Annotated in this window: 19 protein-coding genes and 1 pseudogene; 5 read left to right on the plus strand and 15 right to left on the minus strand. The window is 65.9% G+C overall.

Annotation, left to right across the window (positions count from 1 at the left end; translation table 11 throughout):
* Positions 1-34: 34 nt before the first annotated feature.
* The 6 genes from DVB37_RS11880 to DVB37_RS11910 all read right to left on the minus strand — a co-directional run bounded on the left by DVB37_RS11880 (position 35) and on the right by DVB37_RS11910 (position 4,070).
* A complete protein-coding gene (locus tag DVB37_RS11880) occupies positions 35-445 on the minus strand; it encodes a YciI family protein (protein WP_104143811.1) in 411 nt (136 codons plus the stop codon).
* 346 nt (positions 446-791) lie between these two features.
* Positions 792-1,211 (minus strand): type II toxin-antitoxin system VapC family toxin, encoded by a 420-nt coding sequence (locus tag DVB37_RS11885; RefSeq protein WP_120155295.1) that lies wholly within the window; start codon positions 1,209-1,211, stop codon positions 792-794.
* Positions 1,208-1,459 carry an Arc family DNA-binding protein gene (locus tag DVB37_RS11890; protein ID WP_046807503.1) on the minus strand — a complete coding sequence of 84 codons (252 nt, stop codon included), beginning with the start codon at positions 1,457-1,459 and terminating at the stop codon, positions 1,208-1,210. Before DVB37_RS11890 ends, DVB37_RS11885 begins: the two co-directional genes overlap by 4 nt.
* 96 nt (positions 1,460-1,555) lie before the next feature.
* Positions 1,556-1,909 carry a YciI family protein gene (locus DVB37_RS11895; protein WP_120155297.1) on the minus strand — a complete coding sequence of 118 codons (354 nt, stop codon included), beginning with the start codon at positions 1,907-1,909 and terminating at the stop codon, positions 1,556-1,558.
* Positions 1,910-2,067: 158 nt separating this feature from the next.
* Entirely contained in the window at positions 2,068-3,183 is a 1,116-nt protein-coding gene (locus DVB37_RS11905) for an OmpA family protein (RefSeq protein WP_240434093.1), read from the minus strand.
* Positions 3,180-4,070 (minus strand): motility protein A, encoded by an 891-nt coding sequence (locus tag DVB37_RS11910; protein WP_046807505.1) that lies wholly within the window; start codon positions 4,068-4,070, stop codon positions 3,180-3,182. Before DVB37_RS11910 ends, DVB37_RS11905 begins: the two co-directional genes overlap by 4 nt.
* 287 nt (positions 4,071-4,357) lie before the next feature.
* Here DVB37_RS11910 and DVB37_RS28655 point away from each other — a divergent pair.
* The 3 genes and pseudogenes from DVB37_RS28655 to DVB37_RS11925 form a co-directional block, all read left to right on the plus strand.
* Positions 4,358-5,563, plus strand: a pseudogene (locus DVB37_RS28655) (NYN domain-containing protein); the annotation flags it as partial.
* A gap of 1,071 nt (positions 5,564-6,634) precedes the next feature.
* Complete coding sequence (locus DVB37_RS11920; RefSeq protein ID WP_120155300.1) at positions 6,635-7,141, plus strand: DUF523 domain-containing protein; 507 nt, start codon at positions 6,635-6,637, stop codon at positions 7,139-7,141.
* A gap of 283 nt (positions 7,142-7,424) precedes the next feature.
* Positions 7,425-7,625, plus strand: a complete 201-nt coding sequence (locus tag DVB37_RS11925; RefSeq protein WP_223264826.1) for a hypothetical protein — start codon at positions 7,425-7,427, stop codon at positions 7,623-7,625.
* Positions 7,626-7,755: 130 nt separating this feature from the next.
* Here DVB37_RS11925 and DVB37_RS11930 read toward each other — a convergent pair whose 3' ends face one another.
* Both DVB37_RS11930 and DVB37_RS11935 read right to left on the minus strand, forming a co-directional pair.
* Positions 7,756-8,733 (minus strand): tripartite tricarboxylate transporter substrate binding protein, encoded by a 978-nt coding sequence (locus DVB37_RS11930; protein WP_046807507.1) that lies wholly within the window; start codon positions 8,731-8,733, stop codon positions 7,756-7,758.
* Between the two features lie 123 nt (positions 8,734-8,856).
* Complete coding sequence (locus DVB37_RS11935; RefSeq protein WP_120155302.1) at positions 8,857-9,480, minus strand: hypothetical protein; 624 nt, start codon at positions 9,478-9,480, stop codon at positions 8,857-8,859.
* Between the two features lie 295 nt (positions 9,481-9,775).
* Between DVB37_RS11935 and DVB37_RS11940 the strand changes: the two genes are divergently transcribed.
* A complete protein-coding gene (locus tag DVB37_RS11940) occupies positions 9,776-10,267 on the plus strand; it encodes a TetR/AcrR family transcriptional regulator (RefSeq protein WP_240434143.1) in 492 nt (163 codons plus the stop codon).
* Between the two features lie 142 nt (positions 10,268-10,409).
* Here the strand turns inward: DVB37_RS11940 and DVB37_RS11945 are convergent, their stop codons facing one another.
* Together DVB37_RS11945 and DVB37_RS11950 are read right to left on the minus strand one after the other, a co-directional pair.
* Complete coding sequence (locus DVB37_RS11945; protein WP_120155306.1) at positions 10,410-11,390, minus strand: tripartite tricarboxylate transporter substrate-binding protein; 981 nt, start codon at positions 11,388-11,390, stop codon at positions 10,410-10,412.
* Positions 11,391-11,567: 177 nt separating this feature from the next.
* The gene (locus tag DVB37_RS11950; RefSeq protein WP_120157465.1) at positions 11,568-11,963 is read right to left on the minus strand and encodes a hypothetical protein; all 396 of its coding nucleotides are present in this window, start codon (positions 11,961-11,963) and stop codon (positions 11,568-11,570) included.
* A 111-nt stretch (positions 11,964-12,074) separates the two neighbouring features.
* Between DVB37_RS11950 and DVB37_RS11955 the strand changes: the two genes are divergently transcribed.
* On the plus strand, positions 12,075-12,953 hold the full coding sequence (locus tag DVB37_RS11955; protein ID WP_120155308.1) for a LysR family transcriptional regulator: 879 nt from the start codon (positions 12,075-12,077) through the stop codon (positions 12,951-12,953).
* 80 nt (positions 12,954-13,033) lie between these two features.
* Here the strand turns inward: DVB37_RS11955 and DVB37_RS11960 are convergent, their stop codons facing one another.
* The 5 genes from DVB37_RS11960 to DVB37_RS11980 are packed head-to-tail and all read right to left on the minus strand — an operon-like array spanning position 13,034 to position 18,287.
* Positions 13,034-14,428 (minus strand): M20 family metallopeptidase, encoded by a 1,395-nt coding sequence (locus DVB37_RS11960; RefSeq protein ID WP_104143822.1) that lies wholly within the window; start codon positions 14,426-14,428, stop codon positions 13,034-13,036.
* Complete coding sequence (locus DVB37_RS11965) at positions 14,425-15,462, minus strand: ABC transporter ATP-binding protein (protein WP_046807227.1); 1,038 nt, start codon at positions 15,460-15,462, stop codon at positions 14,425-14,427. Before DVB37_RS11965 ends, DVB37_RS11960 begins: the two co-directional genes overlap by 4 nt.
* Positions 15,459-16,448, minus strand: a complete 990-nt coding sequence (locus tag DVB37_RS11970) for an ABC transporter ATP-binding protein (protein WP_046807226.1) — start codon at positions 16,446-16,448, stop codon at positions 15,459-15,461. Before DVB37_RS11970 ends, DVB37_RS11965 begins: the two co-directional genes overlap by 4 nt.
* Positions 16,449-16,450: 2 nt before the next feature.
* Positions 16,451-17,368, minus strand: a complete 918-nt coding sequence (locus DVB37_RS11975; protein ID WP_120155310.1) for an ABC transporter permease — start codon at positions 17,366-17,368, stop codon at positions 16,451-16,453.
* A gap of 1 nt (position 17,369) precedes the next feature.
* On the minus strand, positions 17,370-18,287 hold the full coding sequence (locus DVB37_RS11980; RefSeq protein WP_046807225.1) for an ABC transporter permease: 918 nt from the start codon (positions 18,285-18,287) through the stop codon (positions 17,370-17,372).
* Between the last annotated feature and the right edge of the window lies 1 nt (position 18,288).

Consider the following 18,288-nt stretch of genomic DNA (forward strand, 5'->3'; position numbering starts at 1 on the left):
TCTCCGGGAAGGGGCGGTGGGATCAAAGGCGGGGTCAGCGGGTGGGGCCGGTCAAGTCACGAAAGCGTTCCACTTCCTTGCTGGGTTCGAATTCGTCCAGCTCAAAAAGTTGGCGCACTTCAATCTCGCAGCGTTGGCCGGGAAAGGGCTGCGGAAAGCGCAGCGCCCATTGCATTGCTTCCTCGCGCGAGCGCACTTGAATCAGGGTGTAGCCGGCAATCAATTCCTTCGTTTCCGCGAAGGGCCCGTCGATGACCTGGCGCTGGCCGTCCAAGTACTGTACGCGCCAACCTTTGGACGTGGGGTGCAGGCCGTTGGCATCGAGCAGCACGCCGGCCTTGGCCAAGGCTTCGTGGTACGCCAGCATCGAGGCCAGCAGGCTTTCGTCGGGCATCATGCCGGTTTCGCTGTCGGGCGTTGCCCGGACGAGGATCATGAAACGCATGGGTCTCTCCTTGATGGGGTGGGTATCAAGACGACGAACGGCGTTCCTTCAAATCGACATCGATCGACATCAATCCGCAAATATTCGGGTAACTACCAGGATCAACAGCTTGTTACCAAGGTGCAGCCCTGGTTGCAGCCTGTCCCCATACACTGCCAGCGTTTCAAACCCCTTGCCTTGAATATCGATATGAGAATGCTCTGTAGTTTTGCCTTGCTGGTTTCGCTGCTGTCCGGCTGCGCCGTTTACACCCCCAGCGGGTCCGTGGTGGTTGATCCGCATGACGGCGGCGGCCGGGGCGGCTTCTGTCCGCCGGGGCAAGCCAAGAAAGGCAATTGCTGACGCGCTACGACTGCCAGGGATCGATCACTGAAGCGCCCGCCGCCGTAAAAGGCGCCACGTCCCGCGTGGCGACGCTCATGCCGTGCGCAGCGGCGGTGGCGGCGATGTATCCATCCGCCGCGGCAATTGCCTGACCCGAGGCCCGCGCACGCGCCATTAAAGCCGCATATTGCTGGCTTGCGGCGGTGTCGAAAGACAGCACGCGCCCGGCAAATAACGCCAACACTTGTTGCTCCAGGCTGTCTTGCAAGACGTTGCGGCGTTTGCCGGCAGCCATGCAGGCCACGCCAAAACGCAATTCGGCAACCGTGACCGCCGATAGAAACAGGGTTTCCAGCGGCTGCCTGTCGATCCAGGCAATGACGGCATCGGATGGCGCCTGGCGCAGCGGCTCGGAGATGACGTTGGTATCCAGCAGAATCATTCGAACCTCGGCGGCGCGGCAGGCGTTTTGTCGCGTTGGTCGAACAGGGCGGCTTCCTGGTCGGTCAGTTTGGCTTGGTTGCCAATACGCGCAAGCAGCGAACCCAGCTTGACCCGCCCTTCAGGCTTGACGGCATCTTCCAGAATGGCGCGCACCTCGGCTTCGGTGCTGCGGCCATGCTGGGCCGCCCGCACGCGCAGCGCGCGGTGCACTTCGTCGGAGATGTTCCTGACAGTCAACATAGGCATGATGCGTTACGTCCATATGCATTCGATGCATGCAGTTTATGTAAGTGCAGTCATTCGTGCAAATGGTGGGGGTGTCGTAATGACGACACTGCGTGTTCACATGAAACACGGCCCAAGCTCCCGGACTTCCACCGTGGCCCATTCGGCCGCCGGGCACTCGGCCGCCAGGGCCAACGCTTCTTCGCGCGTGTCCACCGTCAGCAGGAAAAAGCCGCCGATCATTTCCTTGGCTTCGGCAAACGGGCCGTCCATCAAGGACCGCTCGCCGTTGCGGACCTGTAGCCGGACGCTTTCGGATTCTGACTTCAGCGATTCGGCGCTGACCAGCAGGCCCCGGCCTTTCAGGTCTTCGGCATAGCGCACCATTTGCGCGTAGGCCTCGCGGCCTTCGTCGGGGGTGCGCTGGGCACGTTGGCCCACGGGTTCGACGATCAGCAACATATAGGACATGGTTTTTCCCGGTTCTGGCCGACAGGCCGATGGGGCGAGCTTAACGCCGCCGCGCGGCGCCACGCCACCCCAGGGCGTGAGGCTTTTGTCAGCCTTGGCGCCGGGGAATCAATGGCAAAAAAAACCGGCTGGGCCGGTTTTTCTTTGACAAGACACGCTCAGGATCGCGCGGCTGCGCTGTCCGCCGTGGCGGCCGGCTTGGGTGCGACCGGCATAGGCGCGGCCGGCTTGGGTGCGACCGGCATAGGCGCGGCCGGCTTAGGTGCGACCGGCATAGGTGCGGCCGGCTGAGGCGCGGCCGCTTTGGCAGCGGGCACCGTCGCAGCCGTTGCCGCCTTTTCCCCGGTCGCCGGCGCCGAAGACGGCGCGGCCTTGGCGGCGATCTGCTTGGGCGCAATGTCCATGATCAGCTCGACGCGGCGGTTGGCGGCGCGGCCGGCCGGCGTGTCGTTCGATTCGATGGGCCGCGTTTCGGCATAGCCCACCGCGCGCAGGCGGTCGGCGGCCACGCCGTCGCGCACCAGCTCGCGCAGCACGCTGGTGGCGCGACTGCTGGACAGTTCCCAGTTCGAGGCGAACTGGCGCGTCTGGATCGGCACCGGGTCGCTATGGCCTTCCACCGACACCTGGTACGCGTTCTTGTTCAGGATGGTGGCCAGGCGCTTGATCACGTCCAGACCGGACGGGCTCAGCGTGGCCTGGCCGGACGGGAACAGCAATTCATTGCTGATGCGGAAGCTGACCGACTGCTCGTTGATGATCACGTCCACCGACTTGGCCAGGTCGCCCAGGCCCAACGATTCCTTGGACGGCGCCTTCAGCGGCGGCGCGGCATCGGCCACTTTCTCGCCGTCCTCGGCGGGGGCGGCGTCAGCCGTGGCGGCAGGGGCGGGCGGCTCGGCCCAGCTGGCCGGAATGGCGACGGCGTCGAACTCGGCGTATTCGCCGTCGTACTTGGGCAGCCCGGCCGTGGCCAGCGTGCCCACCAATTCAATCGGCTTGCCCGATGCTTCCGTCGGCTGGCCATGCAGGCGCGAGACGGCCAGCATCACCACCAGCATCGCCAGCAGCAGGGTGATCAGGTCCAGATAGCTCAGCAGCCAGTTCTCGGCGTCTTGCTCCGGCGTTTCGTCCACGTGCCAGCGCGCGTAGCGGTCCTTGCGGTCGCTTTTGCTGGGGCGCCAGCCGCTGTTGTCCGCCGCTTTCTGGGCGCGCAGTTGGGCCTGGCGGGCCTGTTCGATCCGCTGCGCCAGGGAAGGTGAAATCAGGCTCATTGACGCACGGCGGCCGGACGGGTGATGGACACGGGCTGCGCGGCGGCTTGGGTGGACGCGGGGACCGGCTTGACCTGGCCTTCCGTCTTGGCCTTGGCCTTGGCTGCGCCCTGGCCGCCGTCATAGATTTCGTCTTCAACGTGCAGCACGAACGAATTGAGCGTTTCGCGCACCATGGCCGGGCCGCGCTTCTCGCACATCATCGAGATGCCTTGCAGCACCATGTTCATGGATTCGACGCGGCGGGCGGTGCGGCGTTCCAGCTTCAGCGCGATGGGCTTGCAGATCAGGTTGGCCAGCAAGATGCCGTAGAACGTCGTCATCAGCCCCACGGCCAGATGCTGGCCGATCATCGTCATGCTGCCGTCGCCCAGCACGGCCATCAGATTGATCAGCGCCACCAGCGTGCCCAGCATGCCGAAGGCGGGCGCGAACGTGGCCAAGACGCGGAACATCTGCGCTTCGGCCTGCTCGCGGGCGCGCAACCGCGCCACGCGCCATTGCAGCACTTCAATGATCTGGTCTTCGGGGGTGTTGTCGATAATCAGCTGCACGCCCGTACGCAGAAACGGGTTCGACACCTTCTTCAGTTCCTGCTCGACCTTGTGCACATCCGTGTTCATCCACAGTTGCGCCATCGACACCAGCTCTTCGATGTCGCGTTGCTGATCGTGCTGGTCGTTGCGGAACACGGTGCGCACCAGCTTGAAGATACGCAGCACTTCCGGCAGCGGATAGGCGATGAAGAGCGCCGCGCAGGTGCCGCCCAGCACGATGGCCAGGCCGGGCAGGTTCAGGTACATGCTGGCGTCGGTAGCGGACAGCGCCACGACGATGACAAGGGTAAGCAGGCCGACGGCGGCGCCGATGAGGGTAGACGGATTCATGGATCTTGCCCGAAGGGAATGGCACGCCGAGCCGGAATGCCGGATTGTCGGGAATTCTAGCCAGCGCGCGGCCGAGTCAATCCACCGGAAAGCGGGGGGAAAGGGCCGGTAAGCGCCGGCTTAAGGGATGCTGTCAGGAACCTGATCGGCCGCGTTGAAAATAGGGTCGGGTCGAGGCGGCGCGTGGGGAAAATTGCGCCAAGGCGGGGGGGTGAAGCCGGATATGTATATCATGAGCGCTATCTGGCGGCCCGAAGCACGTGGCCGCCGCGGCTTTGGAGAAGAAAATGACTACCCCCAACGAAAACGTCAGCATGGCGCTTTTCTGCGACTTCGAGAACGTGGCGCTGGGTGTGCGGGACACCAAATACCAGAAGTTCGACATCCGGCCCGTGCTGGAACGGCTGCTGCTCAAGGGCAGCATCGTGGTCAAAAAGGCCTATTGCGACTGGGAACGCTACAAGGAATTCAAGGCCCCCATGCACGAGGCGAACTTCGAGCTGATCGAAATTCCGCACGTGCGCCAATCGGGCAAGAATTCGGCCGATATCCGGCTGGTCGTGGACGCGCTGGACTTCTGCTACACCAAATCGCACGTCAACACCTTCGTGATCATCAGCGGCGATTCCGACTTTTCGCCGCTGGTGTCCAAGCTGCGCGAGAACAACAAGAAGGTGATCGGCGTGGGCGTCAAGCAATCCACGTCGGACCTGCTGATCGCCAACTGCGACGAATTCATCTTCTATGACGACCTGGCGCGCGAAGGCCAGCGCACCGCCGACGCTCGCCGCGACAATCGCGGGGGCGCCGCCGCAGGCGCCGCGCAGCGCCGCACGCCTGACGAAGAGATTCGCCGCAAGGAAGAACTGGAAGCCCGCAAGACCCAGGCCGTCGACATGGTCGTCGAGACCTTCGAAGCGCTGATGGCCGAACGCGGCGACAGCGGCAAGATCTGGGCGTCGGCGCTGAAAGATGCGCTAAAGCGCCGCAAGCCGGATTTCAACGAGTCGTACTACGGCTTTCGCGCCTTCGGCAACCTGCTGGATGAAGCGCAATCGCGCGGCTTGCTGGACGTGGGCCGCGAAGAAAAATCGGGCACGTACGTGTATCGCGACAGCATCGACGCCGCGCCGCCGGTGAACCGCGCGGCCAATGGCAACGGTGCGCGCAACGCGCCATCGCGCCAGGCTGCCGTGGCGGATGCCGACGACGCGCAAGGCGACGCCGCCCAGGAAGAATCTCAGTCCCAATCCCGGTCATCGCGCAAATCGCGCGGGGGCCGCCGGTCGGGCCGTGGCACCGGCTATTCGGCCGAGCAGGGCGCCAACGATGCCGGCGGTGAGACGCTGGCGCAGGACGAGTCTGCTTCGTTTGACGCCGATTCGGCCTCGCCCGTTGCCGCCGACGCCGATGAAACGTTTGCCGCGCCGCAGGCTTCGCCGGTGGCGGGTGTGTCCACAGAGGATGATGCGTCCACTACCGAGCAAGCCCCCGTCGCCACGCGTGAGGGTGAGCGCGAGGGTGAACGCCACGGTGAGCGCGATCGGGGCCGTGGCGGACGCGAAGGCGGGCGAGATCGCGGACGCGATCGTGGCCGAGACCGTGGGCGCGATCGCGCCCGTCACGGCACGCACGTAAACGCCCTGGCCAGTGAGTCGGCGGTGGGCGAATCGTCGCCGGGGAACCCGTCGGACGACGTCCAGGCCAATACTGCCAAGGCCGCCGACGCCGCCGCTGCTGCGGCCACCGCGGCAGCGGCCACTGCCGCAACCGCCGCCGCCGCCGAGCAAGCCGCGCAAGCCGCCGCTCGTGAAGCCGCCAAGGTTGACGCCATGCGCGCCGATGCGCTGGCCCGTGCCCAGGCGTCCAAGCCTGTGCAGCCGTCGCGCCTGCCGCCCATGCCGACGCCGTTGCCGCAAGCACGCCAACCGCTGCCGGCCGTGAACATTGCCGAGTGGACGTTTGTTGAAGCGCCCGCCGAGGCGCGCCGCGAGCCGGGCAACAAGGCGCCGGCCAAGGTCACCGACCCGTTCGAGGGCGCCGTGCTGCGCCGGATCACCGAACCGGCTGCGCCCACGTCCGCTTCCGCATCGGAATCGTCCAAGCCGCAAGCCAAGCCTGCCGCCAAGTCGGCAGCGAAGACGCCGGCCAAGTCGGCGGGCAAGTCAGCGGCCGATACGACGGCTGAGACGGCGTTGGACAAGGCCGCCGGTAAGGCAAGCCACACGGCAAGCGATACGGCAAGCGATACGGCAGCCAAGTCCGCAGCCAAGACGGCAACGAAGACGCCGTCCAAAACCGCAACCGGGACCGCAACCGGCACCGCAACTAAGACCGCAACAAAAACCGCAGCCAAGACCGCAACGAAGTCGGCCTCCAAAACCGCAGCAAAAACGGCAGCCAAGCCCGCCGGCAAGCGCGCGGCGCAGTCGGCCGATAACGCCGCCCCGGCCGACGCGGATGCCGCGCCCGCCAAGTCGGCCAGCCGTACGCGCCGCACGCGCAAGTCGGACGACTCGGCGTCCTGATTCGTCAGGGCGTCATCGTCAGCCTGGGGCTTGCCCATGCAATATGTGCTCATCAGTTCGTGCCTGTTGGGCAACCCCGTGCGCTACGACGGGCGCGGGGTGCCTCACGGTGACGCGGTGCTGGCGCGCTGGCGCGACGAAGGCCGGGTCGTGCCCGTCTGCCCGGAGGTGGCGGGCGGCATGCCCGTGCCGCGCCCGCCCGCTGAAATCGAAGCGGGCAAGCGTGCCGCCGACGTGTTGGCCAGCGGCGCGCGCGTCATCGCGGTAACGGGGCAGGATGTCACGGTGCCTTTCGTGCAGGGCGCCCATGCCGCGCTGGCGCTTGCCCGGCAACACGGCATTCGCATTGCCGTCTTGAAGGAAGGCAGCCCGTCTTGCGGCAGCGGCTATGTCTACGACGGTCATTTTGCTGGCCGGCGCCAATCCGGCGTGGGCGTCACAGCTCAATTGCTGACCCGCGCCGGCGTGCGCGTCTTCAGCGAAAAGCAATGGGCGGACGCCCAGGCGTGGCTGGCACAGCTGGAGGCCCGGGATGTGGGCTAGCGTTGGCGTTCTGGTGCTGCTGGGAGGGCTGGCGTTGGTGATGTTGGTGGGGTTGGTGGCGGCCTCAGCTGTCCGCGCATCCCGCAAACGGCTCGGAACGCAAGCCGGCAGCGATTCCAGCGCAACGCAAGCCGCCGCTGGGCGTCGGTCGCTTTGGTGGAATTCGTCGCTTTGGTCGAATTGGCCGCGTCGGTCGAATTCGTCGCGCTCTTCGCAGCCCTTACATTCATCGCGATCGTCGCATTCATCACGATCGTCACGTCCACTGCCGCGCCTTGCCGCCGTGCTGTGCCTGGCCCTGTCCGCATTCTTCTTTTACGCCTGGTACGCGTTCTACTGGAAGTGGGACTTCAATGAGCTGGGCCGCTACTACGATCCGGTCGAGCAGGTGGTCTACACGTCGTCCGGCTTTGTCTGGATACTGCCGGCGACTTTGCTGCTGGCCGCCGGCGTGGCCTTCATCTGGCGAGGTTGGCGGCGCTGAGCGGTCCGCCATGCATGCGCGAGGTGGCCGCCGTTGCGGCGCGTATGCCGCAATTCCTCGGCATATGTTCGGCATGCGTTCGGCATGCGTTCGGCATAGGTTCGGGATTTTTTCCGCGTTCTTTCCCCGCCTATTCCGCGCGGATGTTCGCCGCCTTCACGATCTTGCCGTTGTCCACGTATTCGCGTTGCACCTGGGACGCGAATTGCTCGACGCTGCCCGGCGACATGATGTTCAGCGCATCCGTCAGCGGCTTGCTGATGTCGGGCATGGCCGCCACCTTGTTGATCACCGCGTTCATGCGCTGCCGAAACTCCGCGCTGGTGGATGCCGGCGCAAAAAAGCCGAAGGTGGACGTCATGTTCGCCATCGGGTAGCCCAGTTCGGCAAAGGTCGGCGTCTCGGGCCAGCCCGGCAACCGCTTGGGCGATCCCACGGCCAGCAGCTTCAGCTTGCCTTCCTGGATCAGCGTATTGACGGGGGCCGACGCGTTGACCAGCATCAGCGTGAATTGCCCGCCCAGCGCATCGGGCACCATCTGCGCCATGCCCTTGTAGGGCACGTGCGTGATGCGCACCTTGGCCTGCCCGTTGATCTGTTCCAGCATCAAATGCCCCAGCGACCCCACGCCCGCCGTCGCCAGCGACAAACCGTCCGGGTCCGCCTTGGCCTGGTCCACCATGTCCTTGAAATTCTTGCCCGTGAACTTCGGCCCGCCCACCAGGTACACCGGCGAATACATCACGGCGGCCACCGGCGCCAGGTCCTTCAAGGGGTCATACAGCGTCTTCATCACGTGCGGCGACAGCGTAACCGGGCTGACGGCGGTAAAGCCCAGCGTGTTCTCGTCGTGGGCGCGGGCAACGGTATTCATGCCGATCATGCCGCCCGCGCCGCCCCGGTTTTCAACGACGACCGGCCGCGCCAGTTCCGTGGCCAGCTTCTGGGCAAACGCGCGCGCGGTGTTGTCCACGATGCCGCCCGCCCCGTAAGGCACGACGATGGTCAGCGCCTGTGGCTTGGCGTCGGCCTGGGCCAGGGCGGTGGATGAGACGGCGCAGGCCGCGCTGAATGCGCAAAGCCCCGCAAGCCGCTTGAAATTCAACATGGCTTCCCCTTGGTGTCGCGGCTGGGTCGCCGCGGATGTCGACGGCGCGGTAAAGCAACGCGCCGGCATGCAGTGTGTGCAGGCCGGCGCGCGGGGACAATCGGGATTACCCGGAAAGCGGCATCAGTTGGCGCGGTAGCCCCGGCTGCTCATGCACGAATCCAGCGAATGGTTGTAGGTGTCCACCATGACTTGCGTGGTCCATTGCGTGATGGTGGCCGGGTCGTACCCGCTTTGGTTCATGGCCCAGCGCTGGCATTCGGCCGTGGCATTGGCCTGCGCCGAACTGACCTTGGGCGCTGCTTCGTACTGCACCGGCTTGTATTGCGGCTCGGGTTGCGCATAGGCAACGGGCGGCTCGGCGTACAGCGGCGCGGACGTCAGCGGGGCCGAATACACCGGCGGCGCCGCGTAGACCGGCGCGCCGTACACCGGGCTGGTGTAGGCCACGCCGGGCGACGCGTAGACGCTGGTTTGTGCGTAGGTCGGGCCGGAATCGGCCGCCAGCAACAGGCCCACCGCCGCCAGCGCAAAGGCGCCGCCGACCCACCATCCGGCCGAGCTGCCGCCGCCACCGCCGTGGTGGTGGTAATTATTACCACCGTAGTAACCGCCGTGATAGCCGCCGCCGTGGTATCCACCACCGCCGCCACCCCAGCCGCCGCCGTGTCCGCCCGCCATCACGGGCGCACTTGCCACGGCAAGCGCCAACGCTACGACACGCATCCGGCCTGTAAACCGTTTCATGATCTTGCTCCTGTCCGCCGCGCGCGGGATTACGGTCAATATGCACACGGCGATAGCGTTACTTTACTGCTGCGCGGGCACCAAAAGTTGTTGCAAAAGCTACGGGGATTTCAACTGACTTCAAAACGATTCAGTGGCGAAAAGCGGGGAAGCGGTGTACTTTCTCGCGATGATTACGGCACGACCCCTTTCTACACCGCAAGACAAACGTCTTACCAAAGGCGAACGCACCCGCCTACAGCTACTTGAAGTTGCCGCGGCCGAGTTCGCGGAGCGCGGTTTCCAGCACACGCGTATCAGCGACATCGTGGCTCGCGCCAGCGTGACGCAGCCGGTGTTCTACCAGTACTTTTCCAGCAAGCAAGCGGCCTACGATGAACTGGTCGGCATGTTCGCGCAACGCTTGCGCCAGGCGATTACCGAAGCGCGCTTGCCCGCCGGACTGGAAGGCGCCGAATTGGCCGAGCGCATCCAGGGCGGCGTGCTGCGTTTGCTGGGCATCTTGCAGGAAGACTCCAACCTGACACGCATCGGTTTCTTCCAGGTGGCCGAGGCGGAAGCGCTCAAGGATGAGCTGGTGACGATGATTGCCGACAACGTCCGCGCCGAGCAGCAGGCCGGCCTGTTCCGGCCCGAAATATCCCCCGACTGGTTGGCGCAGTCCTTGATGGGCATCATCGAACGCTTCACGCGCCAGATGCCGGATGCGCCCCAGCAGCATGCGATAGCGGAATTCATTACCCGGCTGCTGCTCGATGGCATCCGGCATCAACGACCAGCCTCCTGACGGGGGCTTTTTTTTGGCGCCCGTTTTTATCGGCCCCGGTTTTTTTGGGGCCACAGTCACACCTGGCTCTGTGCGCGTGCAAGGGGATTGTCCTGGCATTCGCGGTGGCGGCGCCGGGCAGTGCGCCGCCCCGCGCCCGCCGTCATTCCACCCGAGCGCCCGAGGCCGCGACCAACTTGCCCGCCGCTTCCCAATCCGCCTTCAGCAGATCCTGAAACTGCGCGAGCGTCTTGGCGTCGGCCTCCACCCCCAACGAGGCCAGGCGCGCCTGCACCTTCGGGTCCGCCAATACCTTGTTCACCGCCGCGTTGATCTTGTCGCGTTCGGCGGCGGGCAGGCCGGCGGGCGCCAGCAGTCCCAGCCAGGAATCGAAGGCGTAGCCGGGCAGGCCGCTTTCGGCGACAGTGGGCAGGTCGGGCGCGAAGCGCGAGCGGGTCTTGCCCGTGTAGGCCAGGAACGTCACGCGCGGGTCGTTGCGATAGGCGGTTACGCCGATGGTGGCGGCGGTGACGGCCTGGACGCGGCCGGCCAGCAGTTCGGTGACGGCGTCGCCGGTGGACTTCATGGGAATGTGCTGCATCTGCGCGCCCGAGGCGGCCAGGAACGACGCCATGCCCAGGTGCGACGCGCTGCCGTTGCCGGCCGAGGCATAGTCGTACGCGCCGGGTTTGGCCTTGATGGCCTGGATGAAGTCGGCGGTGGTCTTCGCGTTCAGGCTGGAGGACGCCAGGATGATGTAGCCGGTGTTGCCCAGGTACGCCACGCCGGTGAAGTCTTTGTAGGGGTCGTAGCTCAGGTTCTTGTACAGATAGCCGGCAATGTTGTGGCTGGCGGCGGCCAGCACCAGGGTGTTGCCGTCGGGGGTGGCGCGCGCCACCTGCGAGGTGCCCACCGTGCCGCCCGCGCCCGCGCGGTTTTCCACCACGATGGAAGCGCCCAACGCCTGACCCAGTTCGTCGCCGATGGCGCGTGCAATGGTGTCCTGCACCGCGCCCGTGCCGTAGGGCACGACGATGCGGACAACGCGCTGTTCGGCGTGCGCGGCGCCGGCGCCGGCCAGCGCCAGGGACAGGGCCAAGGTAGTCAGGGTGGTGCGGCGTACGGCTTGGAATCGGGTAGGCATGACAGCGGCTCGTTGGGATAGGCCCGCACCCCGTGTTGAGGCGGGCGAAGGCGTTGGACTCTAAAGAATCGCGTGGCGCCCGCCAACGATTTATTTGCCGCTTGTTTATAGCTGCCGGGGATATAGCCTCCAAGGGAATAGGCGCCGAGGAATAGGCGCCGGGGATATAGCCCCCCGTCAGGCCCAGGTCTCATGCAGATGCGCCCATTGCGGCTGCCCATCGGCGCCCGCCATGAACAGCGCGCTGGCGCGCCGCTGTGTGGCGCCGCCGTTCCAGGCGTGGCGTTCGCGATACGTCAACAGCGCCGCGCCGGCGTCCGCATGGCGCACGGCCAGCTCGTCGATCTGGATCTTCAAGTCGGGGCGCAAGCCGCGCAGTCCGGCGAACAAGGCGGGCAGGGCGCCGGGCGGCAGCCGCTGCCCGTCTGCGGTAATCATGCTGAACTCGGGCGCAAAGGCGTCCAGCAGGGCGGCCAGCACCGGCGGCGGGGTATCGGCGTTGCCGATCCATTGCTCGATGCGGGCGTGGGCGTCCAGCGCCAGGCGCAGGCTAGGGGTAGACAGGTCGGTCATGAATAACGCCGTGTAATCAACAAAGAACGCCATTCTAGAAATTTCGATGTCGCGGAAACACCGCCTGTGGGCCGATATACTGTTCGTCTTTTTTTGACAATGAAGCGGGCCATGATCAATCTGAATCGTCTGTCGATGTTCGTCGCCGTGGTCGATGCCGGCTCGTTCACGGCGGCCGCCGATGCGTTGGGCACGACCAAGGCCGTCGTCAGCTTCAATGTCAAGCAGCTGGAACAGGAATTGGGCGTGGCGCTCTTGACGCGCAGCACGCGCCGGTTGGCGCTGACGCAGGCAGGCGAGGGCTTTCATGCTGACTGTGTGCGCCTGCTGCAAGACGCGGACGCGGCCGTGGACCAGGCAAGATCCGGCCAGGCGGCTTTATCGGGCAGCTTGCGCGTGACGGCCTCGGTGGACTACGGCAACCGTGTCGTCGTGCCCGCGCTGGCGGCGTTCGCGCGTTTGCACCCGGCGCTTCGGGTGGGTTACCAGGCCAGCTCCACGCAAGCGGATCTGATCGGCGAACGCCTGGATGTGGCGATCCGCGTGGGGGCGCTGGCGGACTCCAGCTACCGCGCCACGCGCATCGGCGAATTCAGGCTGCTGTTGGTGGCCAGCCCGGCGCTGCTGGCCGAACATGGCGCTCCGCGCTCGCTCCCGGCGTTGGCCGCCTTGCCTTGGCTGGCCAACCGGCCGGGTCGCATCGACCATTGGCGGCTGACGGACAGCAAGGGGCGCGACCACGCGTTGCGCGTGGCGCCTGTGGCGCATGCGGACACGGCGTCGGCGTTGCTGGCCTTTGCCGAGGCCGGCTGCGGCGTGGCCGCCTTGCCGGATTGGTTGCTGGAAGAGCCCCTGGCCCGTGGCACGTTGCAGCGGGTGATGCCGTCGTACACGTTGCCGCGCCAGCCGGTGCACGCCGTCTATCCCGACACCCGCCACGTCAGCGCCAAGGTGCGGCGGTTCATCGATTTCCTGCGAACGGGGAAGTAACGCGCGGCCCACCCGAAGCCCAACCCCAAGCCCGCCCCAAGCCCGCTTCAAGCCCGCCCCGCGCCCAGCCTCGGAAAACCTCAGCGCGACAGCGGTGGCGTGTCGCCCGCGCCCAGGTCCCAGTACAGGCCCGTCATCAACCCCAGCGCCTGGCGCAGCAGTTCGGGCGGCAGGTGTTCGTTGGGCGCGTGCTGTGAGCAACCGGGGTAGGAATGCGGCACCCAGATCGTGCGCAGGCCCAGCACATCCGTGAAGATGTCGTTGGGCAACGAACCGCCCAGATTGGGCAGCAGCGCCGTCTTCTGGCCCGACGTGCGTTCCAGCGAATCCACCGCCCATTGCACCCAGGCATCGTCCGGATCGATGCGCGTGGCGCGGAACATGGATTCGCGCGTCAGCGCAATCTTGACCATCGAAAAGCCGTGGCTGTCCAGATGCCGGCGCAGGGCCGGGATCAGGTCGTCCGGGTCCACGCCGACCACAAAGCGCAGCTGGCAACGTGCCCAGGCGCGCGGCGGGATGGCGTTGACGGGCGTTTCCGGGTTGCCGGTCTTGTAGGCCAACACTTCAAACGAGCACCAGCCGAAGACGCGCTCGGCGGGCGACAGGCCGGGCTCGCCCCAGTCCGGTTCGATCTCGGGGCCGTCGGCGCCGCCGTCCACCTGGCAGTCGGCCAAGGCGCGGCGCACGGCGGCGGGTAGTTCGGTCGGCACCCATTCCGGAATACGGATCTGCCCGGTGGGCGACACGATGGTCGATATGGCGTGCGCCAGCTGAATGCCGGGGTTGGAAATCAGCCCACCCCAGTTACCCGAATGGTGGCCGCCGGCCCGTGCCTCGATAGACAGATCAACGTTCAGGCTGCCGCGCGCGCCCAGGAAGATGGTGGGGCGCTGGGGGGCAAGACGCGGGCCGTCGGATGCAATCAGCAAGTCGGCCGCCAGCATGTCGCGATGGTCGGCGCACAGTTCGCGCAAGCCCATCGAGCCCGTCTCTTCGCCCATTTCAATCAGATACTTGGCGTTGAAGCCCAGCTTGCCGCGCGCTTGCAGCACCAGCCGCAGCGCTTCCATGTTGATGGTGTGCTGCCCCTTGTTGTCGGCAATGCCCCGGCCATACCAGCGGCCTTCGGCTTCGGTCAGCGCCCAGGGCGTCAATCCTTCCTTCCATTCCTTTTCCAACCCACGGATGACGTCGCCGTGGCCATAGCCCAGCACGGTCGGCAGGGCGGCGTCTTCGATGCGCTCGGCGTACAGGAAGGGCGCCAGCGCCTTGGGGTGCGTCAGGGTGCGGCAGGTGAATCCCATCGCCTCGAAGGCCGGGCGGATCTCGGATTCCAGGTAGTCGGCCAGCACGGCGGCGCGCTCGGGGTTCTGGCTTTCGGTGGGCAGCGCCAGGCGCCGCGCCAGCAGGGCGCGGAAGGCGCCCGAATCAAAACACTGTTCTGCTTGGGCGATGGCTTGCTCGCGGGTCATGATCGGGCTCCGGTGGAGTTGGGAATTGAAGAGGAAAGGGAAGCCGCACTAGAAATGGAAGCAGATGCCGCGGTCGATGCAGCGCCGGATTCAGGATACAGATGGCAAGCCACCACGGACCCGTCACGCAGCGTCAGCGCGGGCCGCTCCACCTTGCATTGCGGCATGGCGTGTTGGCAACGTGGGTGAAACGGGCAACCGGGCGGCGGATGCAAGGGGTCGGGGAACGACAGGCCCAAGCCCATGTCCGGAATGCCCAGGCCCGGTTCGGGCGTCAGCACCGACGCCAGCAAGGCCTGCGTATAGGGATGGTGCGGGTCGTGAAACAACTTGGCCGTGGGCGCCGATTCCACCACACGCCCCAGGTACATCACCGCCACATGCGTGGCGATGTGTTCGACCACCGCCAGGTTATGGCTGATGAACACATACGTCAGGTTGAACTCGCGCCGCAGTTCCATCAGCAGGTTCATGATCTGCGCTTGCACGGATACGTCCAGCGCGGACGTCGGCTCGTCGCAGATGACGATTTCCGGGTTCATGACCAGCGCGCGCGCAATCGCCACGCGCTGGCGCTGGCCGCCGGACAGCTGCCCCGGCGTGTTGTGCGCCAGCCGGGGCGGCAGGCCCACGCGTTCCAGCATCTCGATGGCCTTGTGCATCTTGGGGTTGGCGATGCCGTGCACCTCCAGCGGCAGCGACACGATGGACGCGATGGACCGGCGCGGGTTCAAGGACGAATACGGGTCCTGGAAAATCGGCTGCACCCGGCGCGCCAGCGCGCGGCGGTCCATCTGCCGGATGTCTTGCCCGTCCAGCTTGATGGCGCCGTCGCTGGGCGGCGTCAGGCCCAGCAGCATGCGGGCCAGTGTGGATTTTCCGCAGCCCGATTCGCCCACGATGCCCAGCACCGCGCCGCGTTCCACGGCCAGGTCCACGCCGTTGACGGCGTGCAGCGTGCTGCGCGGCCGGAACATGCCCGAACGGATCGAAAATTGCCGGCTGACGGCTTCGGCTTGCAACAGCGCGCTCATGCCAGGACTCCTTCTTCAACGCGGATGCAGCGCCATTGTTGATGCGGCGGCTGGCCGTGCACGGGCACGGTGTCGCGGCATTGCGGCTGCACGTAGCGGCAACGGTCGGCAAAGGCGCAGCCGCGCAGCTCGCCCACCAATGACGGCACCACGCCGGGTATCGTGCCCAGCGATTCGCCGGGCGGGGTGCGGCCGGGCACGGGGATACAGCCCAGCAAGCCCTCTGTATAGGGATGGCGCGGCGTGGCGAAGATGTCCTTGACCGGGCCTTCCTCGACGATCTGCCCCGCATACATCACCGCCACCTGCTGTGCAATGCGCGCCACCACGCCCAGGTCGTGGGTGATCAGCACCATGGCAATGCCAAGCTCGGCCTGCAAGTCCGCCAGCAAGCGCAGGATCTGCGCCTGGATGGTGACGTCCAGCGCCGTGCTGGGCTCATCGGCAATCAGCAGTTCCGGGCCGCACATCAGCGCCATGGCTATCATCACGCGCTGGCGCAGGCCGCCGGAAAGCTGGTGCGGATATTGCGTCAGCCGTTGTCCGGCCGATGCGATGCCCACCTTTTCCAGCAGTTCCACCGCGCGGTCGCGCGCCTGTTGCTGGCTGGCATGGCGGTGGTGGATGTAGTGTTCGGTCAGTTGCTCGCCGATGGCGTAGGCGGGGTTCAGCGCCGTCATCGGTTCCTGGAAAATCATCGCCATCTTGCTGCCGCGCAGCGCATTGATGCGGCGGCTGCGCGCGGTGGACAGGTCTTCGCCCAGCACCGCCAACCGGCGTGTCGTGCGTTTGGCCGCCTTGGGCAGCAGGCCCATGATGGCCAGCGACGTCATCGATTTGCCGCAGCCCGATTCGCCCACCAGGCACAGCGTTTCGCCGCGCTTGACCTGGAACGACACGTCGCGCACCGCGTGCAGCGGCCCGCGCGGCGTGGCGATGTCGACCGTCAGCCCTTGCACGTCCAGCACAATTTCTTTGTCGGCCATGGTCAGGCCCTCTCTTCAGGCGTCAGCAGTTGATGCAGCCCATCGCCGGCCAGGTTGATCGCAAAGATCAACACCGCCAGCGCCGAACCCGGAATGGCGATCAGCCAGAACGAAAAGAACATGTACGCCTTGGCTTCGGAAATCATCAGCCCCCAGGACGGCAGCGGCGGCTGCACGCCCAGGCCCAGGAACGACAGCGAGGCTTCCAGCAAGATGGCGCTGGCCGCTTCCAGCGTGGCAATCACGATCAGCTGCGGCACCACGTTGGGCAGCACTTCGCCCCACACGATGCGCCACGTGGACGCGCCAGCCGCCTGCGCCGCCGCCACGTATTCCAGCGATCGCACCTGCTGCGTGGCGCTGCGCATGACCACGGCGTAGCGGTCCCATTTCAAAAAGCCCAGCACCAGGATCACCACCCACAGCGAACCACCGACGATGGCCACCGTGGCCAGCGCCACCAGGATCACGGGCATGGACAAACGGGTCGTGATCAGGAACGACACGGTCATGTCGACCTTGCCGCCGAAGTAGCCGGCGGCCATGCCCATGGCGGTGCCGATGATTCCGGATATCAACGCCACGCTGACGCCGATCAACAGCGAAATGCGCGCGCCGTAGAACAGGCGAGACAGATAGTCGCGGCCCAGCTGGTCGGTGCCCAGCGGATGCAGCCACGTGCCCTTGGCGTACCAGACGGGCGGCGCGGTGCGGTAGGCCAGGTCCTGAAAGTACGGGTCGTGCGGGGAAATCCACGGCGCCAGCAGCGCGATCAGCACGATGATGAGCAGGATGCCGCCACCGGCCAGCAGCGCCTTGTTGCGGCGCAGCCTGCGCCAGCGCAAGGTGGATGCGGACAGTTCCATCGCGGCTGCGGCGGGCGCGCCCGGAACGGAGGGAGTGAGAATAGGCGTGGTCATGTCAGGACACCCGGATGCGCGGATCGAGCCACGCGTTGGCGATATCGGCGGCTAGCGTCAGCAGCACGTACAGCACGGACAGCAGCAGCACAATCAGCTGCATCACCGGATAGTCCTTGTACGTAATGCTCTGGTAGGCCAGATAGCCCAGGCCGTCCAGCGCGAAGATGGTTTCGATGACGACCGAGCCGCCCAGCAGGTAGCCCAGCTGCACGGCGGCCAGCGCCACAACCGGCACGATGGCGTTGCGCAGTGCGTGCTTGAAGATGATCTTGCGCGCGGGCAGTCCCTTGGCGCGGGCGGTGCGGATGTAGTCCGCGCCCAGCACTTCGATCATGCCGGCGCGTATCAGTCGCATGAAGGCCGGCGCCACGTAGTAGCCCAGCGCAATCGCGGGCATCACGAAATGCTGCCAGGTGCCGCTGCCCGACACCGGCAGGATGCGCAGCGATATCGAAAACAGCATGATCAAAATCAGCGCAAAGAAAAAGTTTGGCAGCGCCTGGCCCAGCACGGCAATCGCCAGGCACACGCGGTCGATCACGCTGCCCTTGTAAATGGCGGCCAGCACGCCCAGCGGAATCGACACCAGCAGCGCAAAGCCCAGCGCGCCCATGCCCAGCAGCAAGGTGGTTTTGAGCTTGGACAGAATCAACGGCCCGGCCTCGGTCTTGAAGTACACCGACGTGCCGAAATCGCCCTGCATGATGTGCCACAGCCAGTCGGCGTATTGCACCACCAGCGGCCGGTCCAGCCCGTAGGTCTTGCGGATCATGTCGATATCGGCCTGACGCGCGCCTTCGCCGGCCAGCGCCAGCGCCGGGTCGCCCGACAGATGCAGCAGCAGGAACGCCAGGATCGATACGGTCAGCGCCACCAGCGCCGCCAGGCCCAGGCGCCTGATCGTGAAATAAAGCATA

Source organism: Achromobacter sp. B7, assembly GCF_003600685.1.
In the GTDB taxonomy this organism is placed as follows: domain Bacteria; phylum Pseudomonadota; class Gammaproteobacteria; order Burkholderiales; family Burkholderiaceae_B; genus Achromobacter; species Achromobacter spanius_B.